This is a genomic window from Halobacillus sp. ABD4_316 (assembly GCF_056161385.1).
In genome coordinates, this window is sequence record NZ_JBSWZA010000011.1 from 1 (window position 1) to 22,700 (window position 22,700).

Sequence of the window (22,700 nt, forward strand, 5' to 3'; positions counted from 1 at the left end):
TAATGTAGTACATACCTTTAGATGGAGCGCCGAATGCTGGGAAACTAGCACGTTCGGTGTGGAGCAGGGGAAAAGCTGGAGATAATCTCAAACGCTTACCTATTGCTAACTATTCTTCAATAAAGAAAAGCAACTTTTAATTTGGAGGTGATTTAGTTGGGGATGGGGTACATTTTGTTGACCGGTATAATCCTTTTAGCTATTAGCCTGATTACAATAAAAAAATTTAAGACAGAGACATTTCTCCAAAAAGCCTTACATTTGAGTGCATTGTTAATTGGTGTAGTACTTATCATTTTAGCCATCATTGGAATTGTAGGTTATGGTCAGGATATATTAAATTATTAAAATTCATCTTATTTGTCTTGAAATCGAGTCTTCACGTATCGGGGGCTTTAACTTAATAAAGCAAATTAGAAAATCGGTTCCTAAACGTTGGAAAGGAACCGATTTTCTAATTTGCTTAACATTGTATATCTGCATTTTCCTGACGCTACCCCATATTGTGTGTTTCTTCTCTAATTAATAATGAATTTAACCACATAAGAAAACACCTCCTAAGTATAGTATTAAAACTTAAGAGGTGTTTTCTTATGTCTAATTTTTCTAGGTTTTATTCTTATTTAAAACAACAATATCAATCATGTTTTTTTTCTTTTTTTCTAGAAACAAAATACATGACAGAAATAGCTGCTATGTAGCCTATAAGTGTCCTTAATACCATTTCCCCAGTTATTTCACCTGATATGAAGTAAAAAGCAGGAAAAGCTATAGCAACAAATATAATTAAGGCAACCAAAGATTTTTTCAACATGATATTCCCACCTCCCAATGGTAACTTTTTCCCTTTAAAGTGAAGTATATAACGTTGTATTAAATAATAAGAAAGCACTTCACATGAAGTGCTTTCTGTTTACTAAAATTGCTCTTCAAGCCATTGACAGAAATAGTATGAACCTACAGCAAAGATTGCAGTTGATACTAGGGCTGTTATACCTAAAGGTCCTGCAGCTAGACCAAACGTTGCTGCAATTGAACTTCCAAGTACATTACCACTAACACTGATAGCAATACCACATGAAATACCAATAATATCTTCATACCCTTGTGTACTAAATCCGTTTTGAGAACTTACAGTGTCATTACCAAAAAACATAAGCTTTGCTTCTGTCGCTTTGGATTCGAGTACTGCTTCTTGAAATGTTATTTGGGATTGTAATATCGAATTTTCTAAATCTACGTTTCTTTCTGATACACTTTCCACTGAAACCCCAGAGTTATCAATGTTGTAAGTTTTAATTTCTACATCGTCACTAGGAAGATTTCCAAAAACATCTATAACAGCGAAAGTCTTTAATTCCTCGCTATTTTTAAAGAATTGTCCTGAAACAGAGAGGTTTGATTTCCCCTCAACATCAGCCACAACAAATACTGCCTCGTTATCTTTGCTGCCTTCTGGATAGTCCATTTCTGCAGTATAAACATTAGCGAAATTGTCTCCATCCATTACTTTCACCACTTCTGGATGGTTACGGAATAAGGTGGAAAATCTTTCAAGGTCAGCTTTTGAGGATTCTTTAAATGTAAAACCGAAATTTCCTAGTTCAGTTTCCAATTTATCAACACTAAATAAAGGAGTATTTTCTGCATTTAAAAGGTACCTCGTTCTAGGGCCAGCTACACCATCAACAGTAAGGCTGGTGGTCTCTTGAAATTTTTCAATTGCAGATTCAGTTCCATGTCCATAGTTCCCATCCACAGTAACAGATAATGATACTTCTTGTTGTTCATTTAACTGATTTTGAATACGTCGAACATGACTTCCGTTATCTCCACGCTGAATGACCAATGTTGTAATGTATTCATCCATCTTCTTAAGTGTATTAGGTCCTCCATTTCCATCTACAACTAGATCGTTTAGAAATTGGAAATCTCTAACTCCTTGCTCTGTTTTAGGACCATAACTTCCATCAACGGTGCTTTGTTGAATATAGAAATACAACAAATCCTTTTGAAGTAGTTCGACTCCTCTTCCTTCCATACCAGGTAGTAAAGCGATGGAAGAACGCAAAGTCGATAAAGTGTTCGGCCCAGCGTTTCCATCCACCACAAGACCTTTACGATTTTGAAATTTTTCAACCCATTTTACGGTTTCAGGACCGTAGGACCCGTCCACACCATATTCCGGTAGTGCGCTTGGGTTCTCACGAATGAGTTGTTTCTGGACCATCTCAATCCATCTTGTAGCAGCTTTCGAGTTAATTGACTGGTTATCAATGTTCATTTAAAACTCTCCTTTTTTGTTGGTCTATCTATAAAAGAAGAAGTAGTAGTGTTTTTTCAACCATTATCAGTTTTTTTTTCAAAGTTCCGTTTAAACGTCCAGAAGGATATAACATCCATTTCATGAGCAACCTTAACAAGACGCATATGGATATCTTGTTTTAAATCTTCTCTATCCTGAAAACCCGTGCCCTTTGCTCCTTTTTCAATTCTCATATTCATTCCATCTAATACTTCCATGATAATTTTATTCTTATTCAATGATAGTCACTTCCTTCTCGTAGTTGGCTTAACGCTTTAGCCTTCAACTTAGAAACATTTTGGGGGGAACAATAAAGTGTTTCTGCGATTTCTTTAATAGATAACTGAAAGTAAACCCATAGATATAGAATCATTTGTTTTTGTTTACTAAATGACTTATATATCTGGACCATTTTTTTTGTTGGTAAAATGTCTTCAATAGAGTGTGTAGCTTCATCTACAAGAGGGATCTGAGGATGAGGGTACAAATCTTTAATTGATACCTTTCCTTCCGGCCCATCTTGTACAGATGTGTCGAATGTTAACTCTGAATAGAGTTTTCTCCTTTTTTCACCATAGGATTTCACGTATAAACGAGCTAATTTATCTGTGTAATGAATCAAACGAACCTTTAAATAAAATTCCTGAAAGCGTTGATCAAGAAGGTGAGACGCTTCAAGGTTATTTTCATAAATAGACTTCCTAAATAGTTCTTCATTATCCTCTTCACTCATAAATGATTGGATCAAGGGATTCGAAAAAAATTGTAAATTTTCTCCATGAAAAGATTGAAGGATATTCTCCTGTTTTTTCTTCACCATACAAGCCCTCCTTATCATGCAACTACTATATAAAGAAGAAAAACAGAACGAACATCAACCAATAATGCGAACAAATGTTCCCTTTTTAATTATTTTACTACAAATTTTGCCACATTTATACAAGCATAGGTTGATTTAATTAGGCTTTTATATCTTTCTAATGTAAGTAAGGGGGAAGTAGATATGGAGAATTTACCAGATTGGGCAGTATTACTAGGTAATTATGGTTTTCCTACTTTGGTAGCTATATATCTATTAACTAGATTTGAAAAGAGAATAGATAACCTAACTACAGCTATACGCATTCTGGAGAACGTGCTTGAAAAGAAAAAATAGGAGGGTACTATATGGAAATCAAACAAGATTTAATTCCCGTCACGAATACAAATCGTCCAGGAGATCATCTAAATGCAACACATATCACCATTCACGAAACAGCTAATACAAACACAGGCGCCGATGCTGAGATGCATGCAATTTACGTCAAAGGGGAAGATGCTCAAGATCGGCAAGTTTCTTGGCATTATACAGTAGATGATAAGCAGATTATCCAACACCTTCCTACCAATGAAATAGGTTGGCATGCAGGAAGCGAAGGGAACGCTCAGTCCATCGGTATCGAACTTTGCGTAAACGAAGATGGATCTTTTACTAAAACTAAAGAGAAAGCTATTAGCCTTATTCAATTATTAAAAGAAAGCCTCAATGTTCCTTACACTAATGTAGTTACTCACAAAAAGTGGACAGGGAAAAATTGTCCCGATCGTTTGTTGAATGATTGGGAAGGATTTAAAAGAGAAATGCAAACAGATGAAGATGCTGAAACAATTGCTGGCAAAAGAATTGTAATTGAAGTAGATTCCCTTTGGGTTTACGACCGCCCGGATTGGGATGCCAAATACACTACGGTAACTGCCGGAGAAGTTTTCACTTTAAAAGAGGAATTATTGGTGGATGGATATAAGATGTACCAATTGAAAAGTGGATTATATATTACAGCGAGTGATCAATACGTGAAAGTTTTAGAGTAATCTGAGTTACTACAGAAGCTAATAAAAAAGGAGATTGGAATGAACACAAGAATACACACTCCACAAGTGAGAGTAGATTCAGAATTTCATACAAAACCTTATGGGGTTACTAGAATGAACGCTCCTGACATATGGAAAGATTCACTACAGGGCAAAGGTGTAGTTAATGCCATTATCGATTCAGGATGTGATGTGACTCACCCTGATCTCAAAGACAATATAATAGACGTACGTAATTTCACAGATATAGGTGGTAAATCAAATGTCCAAGATGGAGGTATCCATGGGACTCACGTTTCCGGGATTGTAGCTGCTAAAGACGATAGTAAGGGGATTGTTGGAATAGCTCCCAAATCGAAATTATTAATACTAAAAGTCATAGGAGAAGAAAACAATTCTGGAGATTATCAGTCATTAATAAGGGCGATTGATTATGCTATTAGATGGAGAGGGCCCAATAATGAAAAAGTCACAACTCTAAATCTGTCGTTAGGAGGAAGTGGAAACAAAAAAGCCCTTCATTCTTCTATTCAAAAAGCTTACAAACACGGTATTTTAAGTGTAGCTGCAGCTGGCAATGAAGGAGACGGACGAAGGAGTACTAGCGAAATCCTTTATCCTGGATTTTATAAAGAGGTACTACAAATAGGAGCGATTGATCGAAGCGATAAAGTAGCCCATTATTCAAACACTAACAAAAATGTTGATTATGTGGCTCCAGGGACCAATATTTTTTCCACTATTCCTGGCGGAAAATACGCAAAGTTAACAGGTACATCCATGGCCGTGCCGCAAATAACTGGCGCAATAGCCTTAATTCTTAATTTGTTAAGAGAAAAAGATCAAAAGGTTTCCATTCCTACCCTCTTAAAAAAACTAAACAAGTTTACTATTCTAAATGAAAAAGGAGATCGAATTGTTTATTTTAATTGAGCTTCCATTTACTAGATAACATCAATTATTTTCATTCTCAATATTTATACAACATAATGTTTATTATGTTTCATTTGAAAACGAACGAACAAAGTCCGGATATCCTTGATAAAACAAGGATATCCGGGCTTTTATATGGGTTTCTACATGGTATAATGAAACATAATATAATAAAAGTTGTATTCTAAACAACATATAAGAGGTGATCTAATTGCCCCCACGTCTCGGCCAACAGAGCGTCGAACCCATCCGGGACCCGGATTTAATCCGAGAGATGAAAACGTATTTACTTCACAAAAGCTACCGGGATTATTTTTTATTTACCTTTGGAATCAATTCCGGCCTGAGAATCAGCGATATTTTGCCCCTACGGGTGCTGGATGTCCAGGACACATCCTATCTTCGGATCCGAGAAAAGAAAACACGGAACATCCGAAAAATCAAAATGACACCCAATTTACGCAGTGAAATCGATAAGTACATTCGTGGCAAAGCCGCCTCCGATGCTTTGTTTCCTTCCAAAAAAGGAGGATCGATTGATCGGATCCAAGCCTGGCGCATTATTCATGAAGCTGCGGCGGTCTGCGGGGTCCCCGGGCCGATCGGCACGCACACCTTGCGCAAAACGTTCGGGTACCACTTTTATCAGAAAACAAAAGATGTGGCCATGTTGCAGCAGATCTTTGGTCATTCCAGCCCGTCCATCACGTTAAACTACATCGGCATTAGTGATGACATGGTAGATCAGGCCTTAGAAGATTTTTCACTATAACCATCATTGAGTTAAAGTACCTACTGTATAAATTACACTTCTCAAATTTGATTAATCAGTAAAATGAAAAGGCTACCCAAATTTGTAAAGTTACATTTATGAATGGTGTTTTTCTTTAAGAAAGACGAATCGCCTTAAGGCGAACGGGTCGGTAAAAATAACGTCAAAGGTGGTCAGAAAATAGAGAAGGATTTATCTTGCTGTTTCAGTTCTACGTTGGTACGTTTAATTAAAGAGGTGAATGCGTTATGAACGTGAACCAAAACTTTGGTTTTTTTGCTAAAGAGGTAGCTCTAAAGCTTGATATTAAGCCCAGCACCTTACGTCAATGGGCGTTAGCGTTAGAAGAAAAAGGCTATGAATTTCAAAGGAATGAAAACGACCAACGCATTTATTATGATCGAGATATTAGCATGTTCTTTGAGTTGAAGAAATTGATCGAAAAGAAGAGAAATCGCCAAGACGCTATAAATGCTATTGCAAAGCTATATAAGGATCGAGAAAACGCTGAAAAGACACTAAGCGTTATTGAAGAAAAACCCGTTCATAACACGTTTTCTAAAGAAGATATACAAGAGCTTATTGATGAAGCTGTCGAAAGGGCATATCTAAAAGGAAAAGAAGATGGAAAGCATGAATCTCAAGTGCTCATAAAAAAATTGGACGAGCGTCTGGAAGCCCGGGATCGTCATTTGCTTGATGGCATTAATAAGAGGATTGAAAAGTTTTTAGTGGCTCCATTAGAAAGTGCAGCTGCTAAAGAAAAAGATAATGGCCTGAATGAAATGGACAAAAAATTAACAAAAGTGTTGAATGATCTCGAAGAAATGAGAAGAGAACGTAAAGGTTGGAAGTTCTGGAAGTGGTAATTATTCGACTGAAAGATGAAGGTGAAAACGTTGGACCAAACAGTTAAGAAGTTATTAATTAAAGCTGTCATTTTGCCTTTTGTTCTGAAGGTATTTCAAAACGACAAAAAGCTATTTGAAGACTTTAAGATGAAAAATGTGTATTTAGATAAACTAGATGTAATGACCGGATCCGTTCAAAACGACCTCAACCATGTCAGACAACAAATGTATTCGGTCCACCATATAGACCTTACTATATTAAGTCATGATGAAGGAATCTCCCGCTATCAATGGAAAACTGGAAACCAAACCGGCCAGATGGAATTTACATCTGCTCAACTTAAAGAACAAACAAAGAAATGTATGGAAGATTATCTTTATGGATCGTCTGCTAAACCTTATGAACCTCAACGTCGGTCCTGGTATTAATAAGTAAAAGATCGGCCCTTAATCATTGTGAAAGGACCGATCTTTTACCTCGATGGAGCAGTTTTTTAAAAATTTCTCTGCATCTATTGTGTTTGATTCCTCTCTAAGACTTCTCATTTGAAACTCATACGGATCATGTGAATGATGATTAAGTATTGCGAAACGAGCTTCTCGCTGATATTCAAAAAAGCTATCTTTCCAAGTAATCATATCGGTAGAACCCTCTTCAAATTTTTTTCTTCGTACTGGATCACCAACTGTATAATCTTCATATGAAACTGAGCGTATAATATATTCCAGTTTTTGATTATTAGCATCTTCTTCAAGGTTTTTAAGGAATGAATTAGGCAATAATACCGCTTTATCACCAAAGTTATCCAGTATCTTTTCTTGTTCTTCTTCTGGAATATCTAACACAAAAGAAGCTCCATCCTCTTTTTCTTCATTTACTTTAAAATCCTTTGCAGTAAAAACTGTGAAGCAAAAAACAGGGATCGTTTCTACCCTTTCATACCTCTCATGTAGTACTCCACTTTTAGATGTTGCTATTAGCTGACCAGTTTCATTATCAAAAAGTTGCAATCTCTGTACGGGGCTCACATATGCTCCTTCATATTTATCGCCTTGACCTCTTTTTTTAGTGGCCTTTTCTTGTTCGATAAAATGACCTAGAGTATTCATATATAGCTTTCCTTCAAGAAGTGAATCTAAATGTTCTTCATTCACAAATTTAACGAAAAACCGAAGTCCCTTATATCTATCTATTTCACTTAATCTAGTCATATCTTCTTCCCCTTACAAGATTATTTACATACAATTATTGTATCATTATCTAATCCTTAATCTTCAACTTCTGCAGGATCACCGCCTGCTTGAATTTCCCTATCCCACGCTCTTTCTAGTTCTTGAAAATTTCGATAAGCTCTTGTCCATTCCAAGTCAACTTCCCTTGGGTTATGATGGATTTCAAATTCCGGATCAGTATATTGCATTTGCAAATCTTTCAAGGTGCTCCTCATTTGTCCCAGCATCCATCCCTGTTAAATCAGGCTTTTCATCCAAAGCCATCAAACTATAGTGCATATCCTCTGCTTCAGATCGCAAACGGTCATAATAAGGGGAGTTATCATCCATGTTCGCAAGCTGCTGATTCTTAATCGTAGCGATTTCCTCAAACTTCTCAACAACACTTTCACGACCCAGAGTATCAAAGTTTACATTATCTGCAGTTAGAGAGTTTCGCAATTTCACATTCATTTCCTTCATTTGATTCTCAAGTTTTTCTTCATGTTCCCAAGCTAACATTTGTTCCTCTACTTGCTTGGCCCGAGCTTCACGATCTGCCTTTAATCTCACATTTAAATACCTCATGTGCAAACTCATTCATATTCCTCCTGTAGTATTTAAATTAAAAATACATGGCAGTGAAACAGGTATATTGGAATTTTCGATGTTTCTCACATCCTCTGTGTTGCATCGAAATAAACTTTTTCGGGGTATCGTCCATTTCAATGCAACTGAGAACATGTGAGATTACTTCTTTTTAACACCCGCACTCGAATTTTTAGGCTATGGTTTATTTTAAGGGCTAGTAATTAAGACCTTCTAACTGATCATTCAAAACCTTGATTCCTTTAGGACTTAAAGTTATTCCCCCAGCTAATTCAACATTATCCTCCCTGATTTCCCCAGTTACGGCACAAGCTTTTAGGTGTTGATACTTACGTAAAATAACTTTGTCATCTTCTACAAAGATTTCTAATGGATCTTTATCTTCTATTCCTAAAGTCCTTCTGATCTCCTTTGGAACAACAATTCTCCCCAGATGATCGACCTTACGTACAATGCCCGTACTTTTCATCTAAACACTCCTATTTCAGTATTTATAATGGTTCAGATTGGATTTGTTTAAACTCATTGATTAACCAACGTTCTCCTTCTTTCTGAAGAAAAACTTCGATCGTTACATAACTGTCGTTTTCTTTCTTATTTTTTGTATTTGTAACCTCTTGCTCAAAAGTAACAAAAGCGCTGGCTTCTTCTTCTTTTTGATCAACATAAGAATGAATTTCATCGACAGCATACTCATACATCACCGTATATTCATCATCTTCTGGAAAGATTTCATTAAGCATGGACTGGGTTAAGACTGTTTCTGCTTGTCCTTTTCGATCTTGATAGTTCCCTTCTTGAACTTCAAAAACGGATTCCACAAAGATTTCAACTGAGTCTTGAATTTTCTGGCCGGAAGAACCTTCATTTACTTCCGTCTTCTCTTGATTAGTTTCTTCTAAAAAACTAATCTGATTATCTTTTTTTTCAATCTGTTGTTCTAAGCTGTCAATCTGTTGGGCCTGATCGTCAATAGTGCGAAAACCAAACCAAGTCAGGACCGCAAAACCTATCCCAATAACTAAGACAATTGTTTTTAATGCCATATCCTTTTTCATTATGATTCTCCTAAACCAAAGAATTGAGCCGGGTTCATATGTCCATCCCATAAGGAGGTTTTCATTTCTAAATGGAGGTGAGGACCTGTACTAGACCCTGTTGTACCACACACACCGACTTTCTGACCTTGTTTTACCGTATCACCCACATCAACGCTTAAAGAAGATAAATGAGCGTATGCGGAGATTAACTGGTCTCCATGCTGAATCATAACTAAATTCCCGTAACCTGCTGCTCCTTGAAACTGGGAATAAACAACCTTACCTGATTGTGCGGCGTAAATAGGTGTTACGCTCCCAACACAAGCAAAATCTATGCCTGTGTGCATTTTATATTCTCCTGATAACGGATGGTATCTCATGCCATATTCGCTTGTAGTATCTAAGGCCCCCTGAATCGGGATAGCAAATTCACCGTTACCATCCACCGCTACCGCATAGTCGTAGTAGCGTAAAACATTATCAACGTAATAAACATCACCGTAACAGGCCCCCTCGGGAAGCATTTCCGGATGAATACAAGAGTAATTTCCTGTATGCTTCAACTCTTGATATTTCATAGCTGAAAAATCAATTGTTAACTCCTGGCTGTAGCTCCCGCCATGGTCCATTACATAATCAATAAATCCACCGCCAAAATTATAACTCTGTAAAGCTAATTTTATATTTCCATCAGCACGTTCAATTACACCGGAAAAATATTTAACACCTTGCTCAATGGATAAATCAGGGTCATCAATACAACCGACAGCTCCACAAAGGCTTTCAGAAGCTTGCATAGGATCATTCCCACGTCCACCGGACTCTTGCATCATGAGCGCAAGTATAACCCCTACATGCTCTTCTACACCGTATTCTGATGCGTATTTCTCCACATCCGGCTTATAGGACAAGACTTCCGAACTTAAATTTATAGCTTGTCCTCCTTCAATTCCGGTATCACTATCTGTGGAACCTCCTAGAATGGCTAAAATCATAAAGATAACCCCGAATATAAGGCCACAAAACAAAAGGATAGGAAGGATGATTTTAAGGAAAATAGCTAAAGCAGCTGCTTGTGCTTTACGTTTCGCATATTGTTTAACCAATTCCATTATCAAGACCTTCCTTTCCTATTAATGATCATTATCATGCAGTAACGATGATCTGTTTAACCGGCCTTCTTTATTTAGGCGTGCGGAAGAGTTATTCTTAATCTTCGATCGATTCCGGTCTGCATTTTGTGTTTCAGCTGTTCCATTATTTAGCTGTCCCTCATTAAATTGGTTCCTTTTGTAAGGACTACGGCCTGTATGTCTGCTTTGATTTTTTTTCTTCACTGATTGGGTCTGATTTTGATTGTTCTTTATATTGCTAGATTGTGAGTTTAGACGATTATATGAAGTAGGTTGGCTATGATTTTTCTGTCCAGATTTCTCGTTAAGATTAGAAGGTGATTGTTTACTTTGGGTGTTATTATCTGACTTCCTGCCGGGGTTCGGTGATGATTGTTTGGTCTGCTTGTTCTGATTGTTGGATGAAACAGCTTGAAGCTGTGACGAATCTTGAAGATTCTGTTTAGCAACCCTTGGGTTCCTCATGGACCTTTCATTAGAATGGTGAATAGGTGTAACGTTGCCATTAGAAGATTGTTCAGTTTGTTGAATATTGTTTTGAACAACTTTCTGCTGTTTATCCTTCTGAACGGCAGTTTCTTGTCTATTGCTCTGTCCATAATCCTTCTGATCTTTACTGTGGTAAGGACTTTCTTGATTAGGACTTTCTTGATTAGGACTTTCTTGATTAGGACTTTCACCATATTGAGTATTTTTGATATGTTCTTTGGCCTGTTGCATTTTACCGCCTAATTTCTGACCAATTCGACCTGATTTAGCAGAAGCATATTGTCCCGCTTTATCGTACATACTAGATGACTTTTGAGCGATGGATTTAGATGCCTTTCCTGTTCCTACAATGCCTTTTTTAGCAACTTTTCCACCTTTCTTTGTTCCGGCTAATGCTTTTTGTCCACCTTTTTTAGTGTGAGCAGCACCCTTTCCAAATCGGCGCATACCCTGGCGGCCCATACCTTCACCTGCTCCCATACCTGCAAGAGATGGTGTAGCACCATTCAACATGTCAATCATGAATTGACGTTTCATATACATGAAGATGATCGAAATACTGAAAATGGTCTGGATGAAAATTCGATAGTAAATATCGTCTGACATGTTTACCATTTCATAACTTAATGTGATGAAACTAGTGGAAACCAGTACAAGAAAAACTGTTATGGCTTTAAAGATCACTAGCATGAAAGTTCCTTTTAGATATTGGTTCACAAGCCCCTCAAAAGTAGGGAAAATGCTCATGAAGAGGATAAACGGTACTAACAGCAACACAAAGACAAAAGCAAACTGTAACATGATTCTCATTAGAGCTAGGAAAAAGAATACAATCGCCTGAATAATGGTTGAAAAGATGGTCCCCATTATATAGGCGGAAATTTTAAAGGCATTTCCGGCGAAGATATTTTCATTTTGAATTTCATTAAATTCTCGTTCCGCTATATCCTGTCTTAATTCCATTCCATCTTCTGTAGCTGGGTTAGCTTTCAAGTATTCCTCAATCCTTGATTCTTCTCCGTTCAAACTTCCTTCATCATTAATGTTTTGTTCATTTGTCGTACCATATTGGAGTAGTAAATAGGGTTTATACAGTAAAGCATCAAATGCTTTATTCTCGACCTCTACAGAAACTTGTTGGCCAATGTTTCCATCTTCGGCCACTTCATAGTTAGTCGAATCCGTAAGGGAAGGATTCACCTGCATAACAGCATTTTCAAAGCTGACAGAAATACCATGAGCAAGATCCACATAGTTGAATTTTTCACTTGAAATTGAGAATAGTAAAGCCATGCTGATAACTACAAGAGTCACAATTTTAAAGAAGGCTTGCCAATTTTGTTGGATATACGCTCGAATGACCACTCCAAAGCAAGCTATTGCAAAGGCAAACATACCTAAGTTTGTAATCAATGCTCCTGCCGTTCCCGATGCAATTTCCATTATTGAATCTTTTGTGAGTTCAACTATATCTAGGGAAAACATCTGGAAAATAATCATTAATGTAATTTGAGTAATTACAATGTTGATCTGCCATAAGAAATTTTTAATACTGGAAACTGCAGCTGTTCCTGTTTTATCAACCCATTCGTACCAACTATCATCAGCATAGGTCATCAGATCATAACGAGATTCCCCATATTCTTGTGATTCACGTTGTTCTTCTCCATCATCGGCAAAGACAAACTCTTCCGTTGAGGGAATGAACATTAGAAGGAACGTGAATAACAAGAGGAAACTCACTTTCTTCTTCAAAGAATCACCCCTTTAGTCAACAGTGATACAACGGTCCTCCACTGGCTCTAAACGACTTGTGCTGTATCCTGTTTCATACTCACTCGTCATTGACAATTCTCTTTTATATTCACCATCTGTAGTCTGCCAATGAACAATGTATTGTCCACTAAACCCTTGCTCTTCTTTGCCACTTTCAACAGATTCACATACTTTAATGACTTCTATATCTTCTTTTTCATATCCAGCATCCTCAATAACGTTTTGGCCAACTGCTTCTGCAGCAATAGCATTTTCTGTTTTTTCCAAATCAAGCTCTAATTTATTCCCGCCGCAGGCGGTTAGGAGAACCGCCATAACGGAGAGAGTAATGATTTTCTTCACACCATCAGCTCCTTAACTATAAACTTCTTCATATTCAACAGCTTTTTCAGATCGATTAGTCGTTTTGAAAGCTTCAAACCATTCGTCAAACAGAATATCAATGGCAATGGCTTGGTTTCTTGCAAAGTGATCTTGAAATAAGCACATGCCCGGTTTCAAACTACTCACGACACTTCGATTCTCTTCGTTTTCCTCCATATCGAAGAAGTTTAGAATCGGATTAATGGCTTCATCAGATTTGGGTCTAAAGGCGAATTTCACGCCTATTTGTTCTTTTGTAGTGCTGACATTGAAATCATCATAAGCTTGGGTCACAAGAACAATATCTGTCTTTAGGGACCGTCCTGTTCGTAACATTTCATCAATAAGTTCCTGGCCATCAGAAGAACGTTTTAATGTCCATGCTTCATCAAAGATGATTTGAGCATCTTCTTGCTCATTTGTAGAGAACGTATGAACATACTTCGATATGGACATCATCAAGCAAAGACCTATACGTTCTTCATCATTCATGTTGTCGGAACTTGGGAGCTTCAATCCCTGCAATCCAAGGACATTGATCTGTCGCTTAAAATCAAGACCTTGGGAGCCTTTCTCCCCGAATACCATTCGACCTAAGCCATATTTAAATTTACTGATATATTTTCCTAACGTATCATCCTTCTCTTTAATACGCTCAACCACTCCAGTAAGAGTAGGGAAATCAGAATCGTTCATCTCATCTAAAATCGAATCATAAATGTGAACTGATTCATTTCGAGAACCTGATACTGACACTTCCGCAAGCGTGTTTAAGATCATCATAGCTGTTTGGATAGCCTTATCACCTTCAAGGAATACAAGGGGATCAAGAGCACCTGCAAACTCACTACTTTCGGACAAATGAATAAAATTGATACGCTCATAAAGGTTGCGAAACTCGGGAATATCACCATAAGTTTCCAAAGCATCTTTGTAGTAATTTTGAAATTCATTCTTCGGGTCTACATATAAAACTTTGGTTCCAAAGAAGGTGGACCACGTAAAGAAGTTTTTAACTAACATGGTTTTTCCGCTTCCCGGCGGTCCTGTTATCAGAATGTTTCCGTTCGTATGAACAGCACCTTTGATCGCTTTTTTAGTAAGTGTAGGGTTGAAAACCACAATGTTGTTGTTAATGTCTCTGGACTGCTCAACGCTGCTTAATTTTTTACCAGTTACAACCTTTCCGAGAACCATGCCGAAACGGTTTCCAATCTTATTTGTTACGTCCATAGAGGACTGAGCCAAATAAGTATCATCGACGACTTGCTCAAAGTAATTGTAATTAGTAAAAGATGCTGGCAAGGATTGAGAGAACAACGTTAACTGATCAACAAGAGGACGAGTTAGTTTAAATCCTGTATTTTTGAATATCGTTTGCAATGCTTGGTATTTATTTTCAAGAGTTTCTTTATCTCGATCTGAAATAACAAGCGTGAATGTCATAAATAACAGCTGTCGATCAGCATTTTTCACATCGTCCAATAAATCTCCCATGCGTTCAGAAGCTAGATCCACTACAGTATCTTCATCTGCGGTGTTCGTAGTTTGAATCTCATGGTCAAAGTTTTTAAACCTTTTTTTAAGCTTTCGCACCTGTCTAATGTTCGTGTGATTCTCTTTGAAATGGTATTTGATTTGTAATTCAACGGGGAAGTCCACATTCTCTATAATGTCGAGAATATATTGATTGTTTTCTACAGTTACAGGCATTTCCTGCATTGGCAAAAAGCTAATATACTCTGTGTAGTCTTGGTGTGAAATCGTGAGGTATCCATAATGATTTTGAATAACGCCTTCGGTTAAGTCATATGGATTATCGGGAAGTTCAAACATGTCGCTAGTACGGTGAAATTGATAGTATAAGAGATTGTAAATCTCTTTTTCCTTAACGGGTTCATAGGTCTTACTGTGTCTTGTTTTACTTCTGAAATTTTGCTCCAGCTGCTCATAATACGAATAATCATCCTCCACATCCGATTGGAAAGTCATGACCTTTGAAATATCTTCTCGAATCCGCTTCATAAGCTTTTTCATGAAGTCGGAAACGTCCGTAGTTACAACAGCATCACCTTTGTTAATATGAATGGCTATATACACTTTATAATCATGCAAGAAAACTTCATTTTCTAAAGTAACCTTGGCTCGCTCAAAATAACGATGGCCAATGTCTGCAAATTCTCCTTTTACAATGTTTTCTTGGATTACATCAGTGAAATTTTCAAAATCAAACCGTCTGGGTAAGATCATGATGTGATAATCATATTGATGATTTGAAAGGAAATCAGCTGTGCGTTCAATATAGCTATTAAAATCAACTTCACTATTTAGTCTCAAATACTCTTCTTGAAGTTGATAAAAAGCCCAAACTTCATTGTTTTTGTTGAACACCATATTGTTATGAATGTGATCAATCGGGTACTCTAGCAAGGGTTTTTTACTCATATTTACCTCCCTTGTTATCTTTAACAACGAATGATTCATATTTCATTTCTTTGTGCATTTGAGAAGTCGGTACTTCAATAAAATGCTCAATCGCTTTTTTTCGGGTTTTATAGAACTTGTAACGATCTTTGATATAAGGGAGAACCCCTTTACCGTCATATTTCAAATTGAAAACGATGAAGGTAATCAAAGCCGGAATGAGTGTGACCATGATTAGCCAGTTTTGCAAAATGAACCGAATGACATTACTTTCACTCGTAAAACCAACAACGAGGAAAACACCTAACATCCCACCTGCTAAAATGATGGAAAAAACAAGTTTTCGAAGCTCTAAACCATTTGCAAATTCAATGGATTGACCTATCCGGTAAATCTTAATCGGATATTTATATTCATTCGTAAAGTTTTCGCCCTTCATTTGAGTACCTCCATTAGTTGAAGATGGCATTACCAATGGAACGAGCTAGTTCTTCAATCTGAGGTCCGAAGAATACAAGGACTAAGCACAGCACGCCAAGAGCTAAACCGGACATGAACTGTCCCCAGTCTTCTCTTGTGTAAGCAACCAAAGCACGAACCACCATAATGATTAGAACAATGAACCCGATCTGCGTAATGAGATTTTCAGCAAGATCTTGTAAATTAAACATTTAAAATCCTCCTTGATTAATAGATTCGATAAAGAATTTATCTTTTTCTTTTGTACCTACAAGGTAGTAGGTGTAGACACTATTGAAAGATGTTTCTTCATTCTGATAACTAACATCGGCTATGATTTGATAGTATCCATTTTCCTTTTTTGTAACTTTATGGATGTTTAAGTCATTAAAAATTTGACCGTTCAATCCTTGCTCCACATTGGCCATGAACGGTAGTTTATCGTCACTTACACCATAACTTGTAAAGAAATCTGTTAAAGATTGGTTGAGTTGTTTATTCTCTGCAGCTGTAAGGTCATCCCCCTCCAACGGTTGATCATCTAAGGTAATATCACTTACATAACGGTGATTAACCAAGCTAGGTTTGCCTGTTACGGCATATCCTTCACCATCTGTTACAACAGGAACAACAATTTGCTCTGTTTCCCTCACTTCATTAACCTCTTCTTCCTCAACGGTTTCTTTTTTCTCTCCATCACCATCTTTTTTAGTGACTTCTTTTTCCACCGTTTCAACTTCTTTAATTTCATAGCTTACTTCAAAGATCAAATTAGCTTTATTCTCATCCAGGTACTCGGTTTCCATATAACGAGCGTCAGTTAAAGATCGACTACCTTTAAAGTCGTCCAGACGTTCTAAATCAGAAGTTTGAAATCCATTTACGTAATAACGACCAAGAGTATCTAAACGTTTCTCTCGATCTTCTGGGCTTTCCGGAACATCATAATATTCATCTAAGAAATCTTGTCCAAACGATACAACGGAATCCGTAAAACCTTCTTTTCGGTTCTCAACTTCATGTAATTGATCATCAATTTTGTTTTCAGAAGCTTCAACGTTATTTCTAATCGTTTGATACTTCATGAAGAAAATAAGATTGAAGAACAAAGACAAAAAGATAACCCCGAAAATGGTAATGGTTAAAACTTTTCTTACCTTGGTCCTTGAAAAGCGTATTTCACGATCCGTAGACTGTTCGGATGGTTTTTTTTTCTTGTTTTTCTTGAAATTTGCTTTCATTTGAGAAAATTTTTTCATTAGCTCCCTCCTTAATCCATCAACGGATGCCGTACATAGACTACTTCCGGATCAATTTTGTCTTTAGCAGCTTTACGAAAAACAACAAACTCCCCTGTACGTAAATTCCTAATTTCATCAGGAGTAATTTTATACTTTTGAACAAGTCGTACAGTTCCTTGATCTGCTTTACGATCAACACGTTTTAAACGGCCTTCTTGCCTTTCAGTAACAGTGGTAATGTCAGGGTCCTTATAAGTTCCAATCTTATTGGCCCAAGTTTCATGTTCATCGTCATTGTTTGTCTGACCTATAGCGTAAGTGTTCGTATTTCCAATCACCTGATCCGGCAGATGATTATCTACTTTCCTTAGATCAGCGATCGTTTGAGTAGCAATAATACAGTGGAACCCAGCTGACCTTGATTTGTTTACGGTATCAACAATCTTGTCATTCGCATAAACCGAAAATTCATCGTACACAGCTAAAATTGGCTCTTCCTTCATCTTTTGTCGGTTCCGGTAGGAAACGAGAAAATTCAAATCATAAATTATAAAACGAGCAATCGTTTTAATGTATTTATCATAAATTGAACCATCAAAGCTAATGAACAATACATCCTTGTTATCACTAACCTCCAATAAATCCAATCCATCTTCTTTTTCTCTAAACAACTGGCCCAACTCTTTCTCTAATAATGCTGTAATGGCCAATCGAACAACTGAAGCATTTTCAAATAAATAAAGCTCACCTTCTTCAGTAGCTTCCCAGTCTTCAAAGAAACGTTTATAAAAGCGATCAGCTCGATCACTTCTAACTTTTTTACTGCGTTTTTTTGTAACTGTGACTGTTTCCGTTTCTGGTTCTCCTTCCGGCTCTTCATCAAGAAAGCTAGAGTAATTGTATTTGTCCTCTCTTTCTTCCTGTTCTTCATACTCTTCTTCAACTTCAATCAAATCATCATTCAGAACTTCTTTAATCTTCTTGGGATTTAAATACGTTTCAAACGTCCATAAATCCCTAGTGAAATCATAAGCATCAATAAATTGAATTAGAGTTTGGACCAATACCTCATTAACTTTTACATAATACTGGCTTTCCGTTTCAACTAGAGCCTGCAGCTTATCGGTAATAACAGTGGCGTTACCGTGACGAATCGGATTGTATGTTAGTGAATCCACATCACTAAAGACTTTTATTTCTTTTCCGTATTTCTCACTAATTTCTTTCACATCGTCTATACTTTCAGCTGAACCTTTTCCATCAATGAAAACAACCGGATAATTTTTCATTAACGCATATTCAATATAGTTCAGAAGTAAAACGGTTTTACCACCACCTGTAGTAGCTGGAACGAACATGTGTTGATTTACCTCTTTGAAGTCCATATAGAAGGGCTTACCACGTTGATTAACTCCCAATAAAAGCTGTTCTGTCTTTCCATCCATAACCTGTTTACGCCAACGCTTTTGGGCTTTCTTATTCAGGTCATGACGTTTCTGATAAACTCGGTTAAATTCATTTGAAGTCTTAAATTCATCTTGTTCTTGTTCAATGGAACGCACTTTTTTGGAACGAATATAAGTGGTAATCAGATCCCATACATAAGAAGTAGCAATACCTCCAGATATATAAATCACCCAGGAGACATTCGTAAAAGTAATGGTTTGTCCAAATACTTCTTCCAAAAAGGAAACTCCAAAAGGCAAATACTGATAAATTCCAAAGTAATCAAAGCTTCGGTACATTAAACAAAAAGCAAGTACCACACCTGATAAAACACTTACAATCAAATGAATCTTAGGCTTTTTTAAAACTCGGGCAGCTATGAAAAAAGGAATCGCAAATATTAACAATGGAAAGATCAATAAAATTCCAAGCAACATAGCAACGCCTAAACTTAATTCTTTAGCAACTTCATCGTTATTCTTTTTGGGCAATATCTAACAACCTCCATATAAGCTCACGCTGAAACATGGATTTTTCCAAACCGGCCGAAATAGCATACTCTTCAACGGTTTTCATAATCTGTTCATCATCACATAAGTAACGAACCACATCATACTCACCATTTAAAATCTCATCTTTGTACCTTGCGAACTTTTCCTTATACCTTTTCGATGATTTCTGAGTTAATTCAACTTCGCACGCAATCCTTTTGCCCTTTTCAAAAATCACAAAATCAGGTATCCGATCTGGGACTTTCTTTAGTAAAGTGGTGTTCTTCCTTTCTCTGCTCGAAAAATTCTGAGTAAGATAATTACTTCTCAACTCTCTTTCAGTTAAAAATTCAAAATCCTTACCCTTCTTAGCAGCTATCACTTTAAAAGCTAATAAACAATCATTCATCCATAATTGATGTTTCAGCTGTGATACATTAATCTTGGTAAAAGCTGTCAACTTACTTCCTAAATAATCAACCCCTCTGGGCTTTATATATAAGAACAACTGATATCCAATTTTCTCTTCCTCTATAAATCCTAATGACAACAATTTCTTTTTTGTATTATAGACAGATACATGACTTACTCTCCCCTTTAAATATTCAATCAACTGAGAAGATGTAACCACTCCAAATCTATCTATTGATCTCAAAATCTCTTCCTGCTTTTCTCTCAACAAAGTCAACAAAATTCCTCCCTAGATATTATCCTCCTCTCTAGTTTACACAACAAAATCTTACATTTAAATTTAATGAAGAAAATCCATATTTCCAATCACAGAACCAAAAACAACTACCCAGCTATACTTATCTTTCCTTAAACTTGCTCTTGAACTTATTTTTCCCTAGAAAAATCTCCTTGGGTTTCACCAGAAACCCCCTTTCTCTTTAAACTTAATCCGGTCTTGACCTCGAACTTACACCAAATCTTTAAATAACCTTTAAATTAATTTCCATATTATCACAATAAAAAACCAAAGACAACCGCCCCGCCACCAAAAAATTACAGGGTTATCTATCTTATGCCTTCCTGACCTCACACACATGATGTTCCGTGTGTGAGGTCAGGAAGTTTTCGTAGCGATAGCGGAGAAAAATAAGATGGGTAACCCGCACCACTAAAACAATATGGCGGGGCGGTTGTCTTTAATTCATATAACCTTTAAATTAAATAAATTTTAAAGGTTATTTAAACAATAAAACACTCAACGTTAATAAGATAAGTACATTGGTTACTCAATTACATAATGACTATTACATCTCATTACAAAATGGAAACATAGATGTATCAAGACCATCAAAAATTAGAGAATAGCAGCTCTGGATCAAACCAAAATAAACAACCTACAAGTAATAAAAAGAACCATAAAGTCAAAAGCTGAAACACCCCCCCAGCTACAAATAAAGGTATAATTATCCTAATGATTTAAATATATTTTAAGGGGATAACAGAACGAGCAAAGCAAGTACATAGATATGTATTGGCAGACTGGCCCATTAAAAATTAACTTGTATCATACACAGGTAAAGCATTAATAACCCCCATAAAAGATGATCTTTTTTCTTCATAAGGGAACAACTGAACCAATTGTTTTGATTGAAAGTGACCTTCTTTTTGCTGTTTAAGGAACATTAAGTGATCAAATAAAATAGACTTAGAAGCTAGAATAGTTTTAGCAGCTCGACCCTTTCCGGTAGATTTTTTATATAGTTTCTTAGATTTCTTAAATACCTGTTTAAGCGTAGATAGGGGTATGCTAAGAGTATCTGCAAGCACACGAAGAGAACACTCCATAACCGGCTTTTCAGCGCTTGTATGAGCGTTTAAATAGGCTATAATATCTTCTTCCCATTCGTGATAATGACTGCGTTCTCGTTCTTCTCTAGGCTTCGAAAACTTATACCATCCATGACCACCGTGAAAGCTAATGGATCCATCGGTCCAATTCTCTAAAAGCGACTCAACATATGAACGTTGAACCCCTTGATACTTGCCTGAATAAGCACTCTTGAGAGTGCGGTTGAACTCTTGAAGAGACAAAGGAAAATGAAGAGAGCTGTTCCATTCATCCAATACGTCATACGCCTGTTCAAGTGGTATTCCATCTGCATAATTGGCTAAAGCAAGCGTTAAAAGAGCGTTATTACGGCTTGAAGCATACTCCCTTGATTGAATCGTTACAGTCCTTAGAAGAGCCTTGTACCAATCTGAAGATGTATTATGGCATGCTGAAGCATGCTGGCCTCCATAAATCACGTGAAAAGATTGCTTCTTCGCTTCTTTTTCATAATTTATGGACCAATTTATTAAATCATCTGTATTTGCTTGCTGATCTTGATAGCAAACGATGTTTTCATCGTTTGGCATACGATAAAAGCCAAAAGGATTACAGTTTCGGTCAATCGGAGCATATGTACTTAAAGCATCTAATAAATTTGAAGCCACACGTTCAGCTACACGTAGTGCTTTATAATTCTGCTGATTATGGATATAAAAGGGCGTTTCCAAAATAAAGAAACCTTGATACCCTTTCGGCGTTTCCAGTATCAAATTTGGTTGAGGTAATCCAAGTTCCTGGCACCCTAAGAACAAGTCATATACACTCATTTCTTTTGTATCAATATCAAAGCCAATAACATTTATCTGTTTTAAGTTCTCTTTTTCATGGCCCTTGATATACTGCTTTTTAAAGTCAGAATAAGTTCCGAAACGGAAAAGGTTTGGCGTCCAATGCGTAACTTCTTGATAAACGTTTTCTAAAGCTTCATAAGAGGTCACAACAAACCCTTTCCCTTGGCTTAATTGCTCTTTTGTAGGAGCGACAAAAACCACACCATGCTTACTGTTGCTCAAATATGTATCCTGTAAAGCTCGATCCGCCATTGTAAATCGGGAGTTTTTCTTCTTATAAGGTAATAAATCCTGATTAGTCATGGCTTGAATAACGCTTAATGTTTCTGGATGTAACTGCTGCATCATGTTCACCTCTTTTTCCACACAAAAAAGACCGTCAAAGCTCTCGCCCTAACGGTCTACCAGTCTATACTTTGAAAACTGCCGAATAATGTAGAGAAAAAGATGCACTCATTACTTGCAAAACCGGCTTTCATTCGCTAATATATACGTATAACTATATTAACAAACGAGGGGTATTCCCCTTGTTTTCAAAGCTAGCGTGGTTGTCAGCCTTGGGCTAGCTTATCAAAAGAGTAGTGTTACCAGCACTGCTCTTTTAATTTGTCTTTTTTATGTATTTTGAAATTCGTAACCTGTCAAAATGTAATTACATATTATCTTAAAGC

26 protein-coding genes are annotated in these 22,700 nt (G+C 36.8%); 7 read left to right on the forward strand and 19 right to left on the reverse strand.

Annotated features, from left to right (window positions below):
- Positions 1-156: 156 nt before the first annotated feature.
- Positions 157-348, forward strand: coding sequence for a hypothetical protein (locus tag ACXAJH_RS19860; RefSeq protein ID WP_474994978.1), 192 nt, complete (start codon positions 157-159; stop codon positions 346-348).
- Positions 349-637: 289 nt separating this feature from the next.
- On the opposite strand, the gene ACXAJH_RS19865 is transcribed toward ACXAJH_RS19860, so the two are convergent.
- The 4 genes from ACXAJH_RS19865 to ACXAJH_RS19880 all read right to left on the reverse strand — a co-directional run bounded on the left by ACXAJH_RS19865 (position 638) and on the right by ACXAJH_RS19880 (position 3,125).
- Positions 638-814 carry a hypothetical protein gene (locus ACXAJH_RS19865; RefSeq protein WP_474994979.1) on the reverse strand — a complete coding sequence of 59 codons (177 nt, stop codon included), beginning with the start codon at positions 812-814 and terminating at the stop codon, positions 638-640.
- Positions 815-916: 102 nt separating this feature from the next.
- Entirely contained in the window at positions 917-2,284 is a 1,368-nt protein-coding gene (locus ACXAJH_RS19870) for a peptidoglycan-binding protein (protein WP_474994980.1), read from the reverse strand.
- A gap of 56 nt (positions 2,285-2,340) precedes the next feature.
- Positions 2,341-2,544, reverse strand: a complete 204-nt coding sequence (locus tag ACXAJH_RS19875) for a hypothetical protein (protein ID WP_474994981.1) — start codon at positions 2,542-2,544, stop codon at positions 2,341-2,343.
- On the reverse strand, positions 2,541-3,125 hold the full coding sequence (locus tag ACXAJH_RS19880) for a hypothetical protein (protein ID WP_474994982.1): 585 nt from the start codon (positions 3,123-3,125) through the stop codon (positions 2,541-2,543). Before ACXAJH_RS19880 ends, ACXAJH_RS19875 begins: the two co-directional genes overlap by 4 nt.
- Before the next feature lie 183 nt (positions 3,126-3,308).
- Here ACXAJH_RS19880 and ACXAJH_RS19885 point away from each other — a divergent pair, with 183 nt between their 5' ends.
- From ACXAJH_RS19885 to ACXAJH_RS19910, 6 genes are all read left to right on the forward strand, one after another.
- The gene (locus tag ACXAJH_RS19885) at positions 3,309-3,461 is read left to right on the forward strand and encodes a YvrJ family protein (RefSeq protein ID WP_474994983.1); all 153 of its coding nucleotides are present in this window, start codon (positions 3,309-3,311) and stop codon (positions 3,459-3,461) included.
- An 11-nt stretch (positions 3,462-3,472) separates the two neighbouring features.
- Complete coding sequence (locus tag ACXAJH_RS19890) at positions 3,473-4,156, forward strand: peptidoglycan recognition protein family protein (RefSeq protein ID WP_474994984.1); 684 nt, start codon at positions 3,473-3,475, stop codon at positions 4,154-4,156.
- A 39-nt stretch (positions 4,157-4,195) separates the two neighbouring features.
- A complete protein-coding gene (locus tag ACXAJH_RS19895; protein ID WP_474994985.1) occupies positions 4,196-5,089 on the forward strand; it encodes a S8 family peptidase in 894 nt (297 codons plus the stop codon).
- A 274-nt stretch (positions 5,090-5,363) separates the two neighbouring features.
- Positions 5,364-5,861: a site-specific integrase gene (locus ACXAJH_RS19900; RefSeq protein WP_474995014.1), complete on the forward strand. Its 498-nt coding sequence runs from the start codon at positions 5,364-5,366 to the stop codon at positions 5,859-5,861.
- A gap of 248 nt (positions 5,862-6,109) precedes the next feature.
- Positions 6,110-6,730, forward strand: coding sequence for a MerR family transcriptional regulator (locus ACXAJH_RS19905; RefSeq protein ID WP_474994986.1), 621 nt, complete (start codon positions 6,110-6,112; stop codon positions 6,728-6,730).
- A gap of 30 nt (positions 6,731-6,760) precedes the next feature.
- Positions 6,761-7,141, forward strand: a complete 381-nt coding sequence (locus tag ACXAJH_RS19910; protein ID WP_474994987.1) for a YhjD family protein — start codon at positions 6,761-6,763, stop codon at positions 7,139-7,141.
- Between the two features lie 18 nt (positions 7,142-7,159).
- Here ACXAJH_RS19910 and ACXAJH_RS19915 read toward each other — a convergent pair whose 3' ends face one another.
- The 15 genes from ACXAJH_RS19915 to ACXAJH_RS19985 form a co-directional block, all read right to left on the reverse strand.
- Entirely contained in the window at positions 7,160-7,924 is a 765-nt protein-coding gene (locus ACXAJH_RS19915; protein ID WP_474994988.1) for a hypothetical protein, read from the reverse strand.
- Positions 7,925-7,980: 56 nt separating this feature from the next.
- The gene (locus ACXAJH_RS19920; protein ID WP_474994989.1) at positions 7,981-8,148 is read right to left on the reverse strand and encodes a hypothetical protein; all 168 of its coding nucleotides are present in this window, start codon (positions 8,146-8,148) and stop codon (positions 7,981-7,983) included.
- Positions 8,120-8,524: a hypothetical protein gene (locus tag ACXAJH_RS19925; RefSeq protein WP_474994990.1), complete on the reverse strand. Its 405-nt coding sequence runs from the start codon at positions 8,522-8,524 to the stop codon at positions 8,120-8,122. The genes ACXAJH_RS19920 and ACXAJH_RS19925 overlap by 29 nt, the downstream gene beginning before the upstream one ends.
- A 205-nt stretch (positions 8,525-8,729) precedes the next feature.
- Complete coding sequence (locus ACXAJH_RS19930) at positions 8,730-9,002, reverse strand: AbrB/MazE/SpoVT family DNA-binding domain-containing protein (RefSeq protein WP_474994991.1); 273 nt, start codon at positions 9,000-9,002, stop codon at positions 8,730-8,732.
- Between the two features lie 22 nt (positions 9,003-9,024).
- Entirely contained in the window at positions 9,025-9,591 is a 567-nt protein-coding gene (locus tag ACXAJH_RS19935; RefSeq protein ID WP_474994992.1) for a hypothetical protein, read from the reverse strand.
- Complete coding sequence (locus ACXAJH_RS19940; RefSeq protein ID WP_474994993.1) at positions 9,591-10,685, reverse strand: lysozyme family protein; 1,095 nt, start codon at positions 10,683-10,685, stop codon at positions 9,591-9,593. The genes ACXAJH_RS19935 and ACXAJH_RS19940 overlap by 1 nt, the downstream gene beginning before the upstream one ends.
- Before the next feature lie 21 nt (positions 10,686-10,706).
- Positions 10,707-12,950, reverse strand: a complete 2,244-nt coding sequence (locus ACXAJH_RS19945; protein WP_474994994.1) for a CD3337/EF1877 family mobilome membrane protein — start codon at positions 12,948-12,950, stop codon at positions 10,707-10,709.
- Positions 12,951-12,962: 12 nt separating this feature from the next.
- Positions 12,963-13,313: a hypothetical protein gene (locus tag ACXAJH_RS19950; protein WP_474994995.1), complete on the reverse strand. Its 351-nt coding sequence runs from the start codon at positions 13,311-13,313 to the stop codon at positions 12,963-12,965.
- Positions 13,314-13,325: 12 nt separating this feature from the next.
- Positions 13,326-15,779 carry an ATP-binding protein gene (locus ACXAJH_RS19955; RefSeq protein WP_474994996.1) on the reverse strand — a complete coding sequence of 818 codons (2,454 nt, stop codon included), beginning with the start codon at positions 15,777-15,779 and terminating at the stop codon, positions 13,326-13,328.
- Positions 15,772-16,197: a TcpE family conjugal transfer membrane protein gene (locus ACXAJH_RS19960; protein WP_474994997.1), complete on the reverse strand. Its 426-nt coding sequence runs from the start codon at positions 16,195-16,197 to the stop codon at positions 15,772-15,774. Before ACXAJH_RS19960 ends, ACXAJH_RS19955 begins: the two co-directional genes overlap by 8 nt.
- A gap of 13 nt (positions 16,198-16,210) precedes the next feature.
- Positions 16,211-16,429, reverse strand: coding sequence for a hypothetical protein (locus ACXAJH_RS19965; RefSeq protein ID WP_474970505.1), 219 nt, complete (start codon positions 16,427-16,429; stop codon positions 16,211-16,213).
- Entirely contained in the window at positions 16,430-17,476 is a 1,047-nt protein-coding gene (locus ACXAJH_RS19970; protein WP_474994998.1) for a conjugal transfer protein, read from the reverse strand.
- Between the two features lie 11 nt (positions 17,477-17,487).
- Positions 17,488-19,395: a type IV secretory system conjugative DNA transfer family protein gene (locus ACXAJH_RS19975; protein ID WP_474994999.1), complete on the reverse strand. Its 1,908-nt coding sequence runs from the start codon at positions 19,393-19,395 to the stop codon at positions 17,488-17,490.
- The gene (locus ACXAJH_RS19980) at positions 19,379-20,083 is read right to left on the reverse strand and encodes a hypothetical protein (RefSeq protein ID WP_474995000.1); all 705 of its coding nucleotides are present in this window, start codon (positions 20,081-20,083) and stop codon (positions 19,379-19,381) included. Before ACXAJH_RS19980 ends, ACXAJH_RS19975 begins: the two co-directional genes overlap by 17 nt.
- 818 nt (positions 20,084-20,901) lie before the next feature.
- On the reverse strand, positions 20,902-22,374 hold the full coding sequence (locus ACXAJH_RS19985; protein ID WP_474995001.1) for a primase C-terminal domain-containing protein: 1,473 nt from the start codon (positions 22,372-22,374) through the stop codon (positions 20,902-20,904).
- Positions 22,375-22,700: the final 326 nt, after the last annotated feature.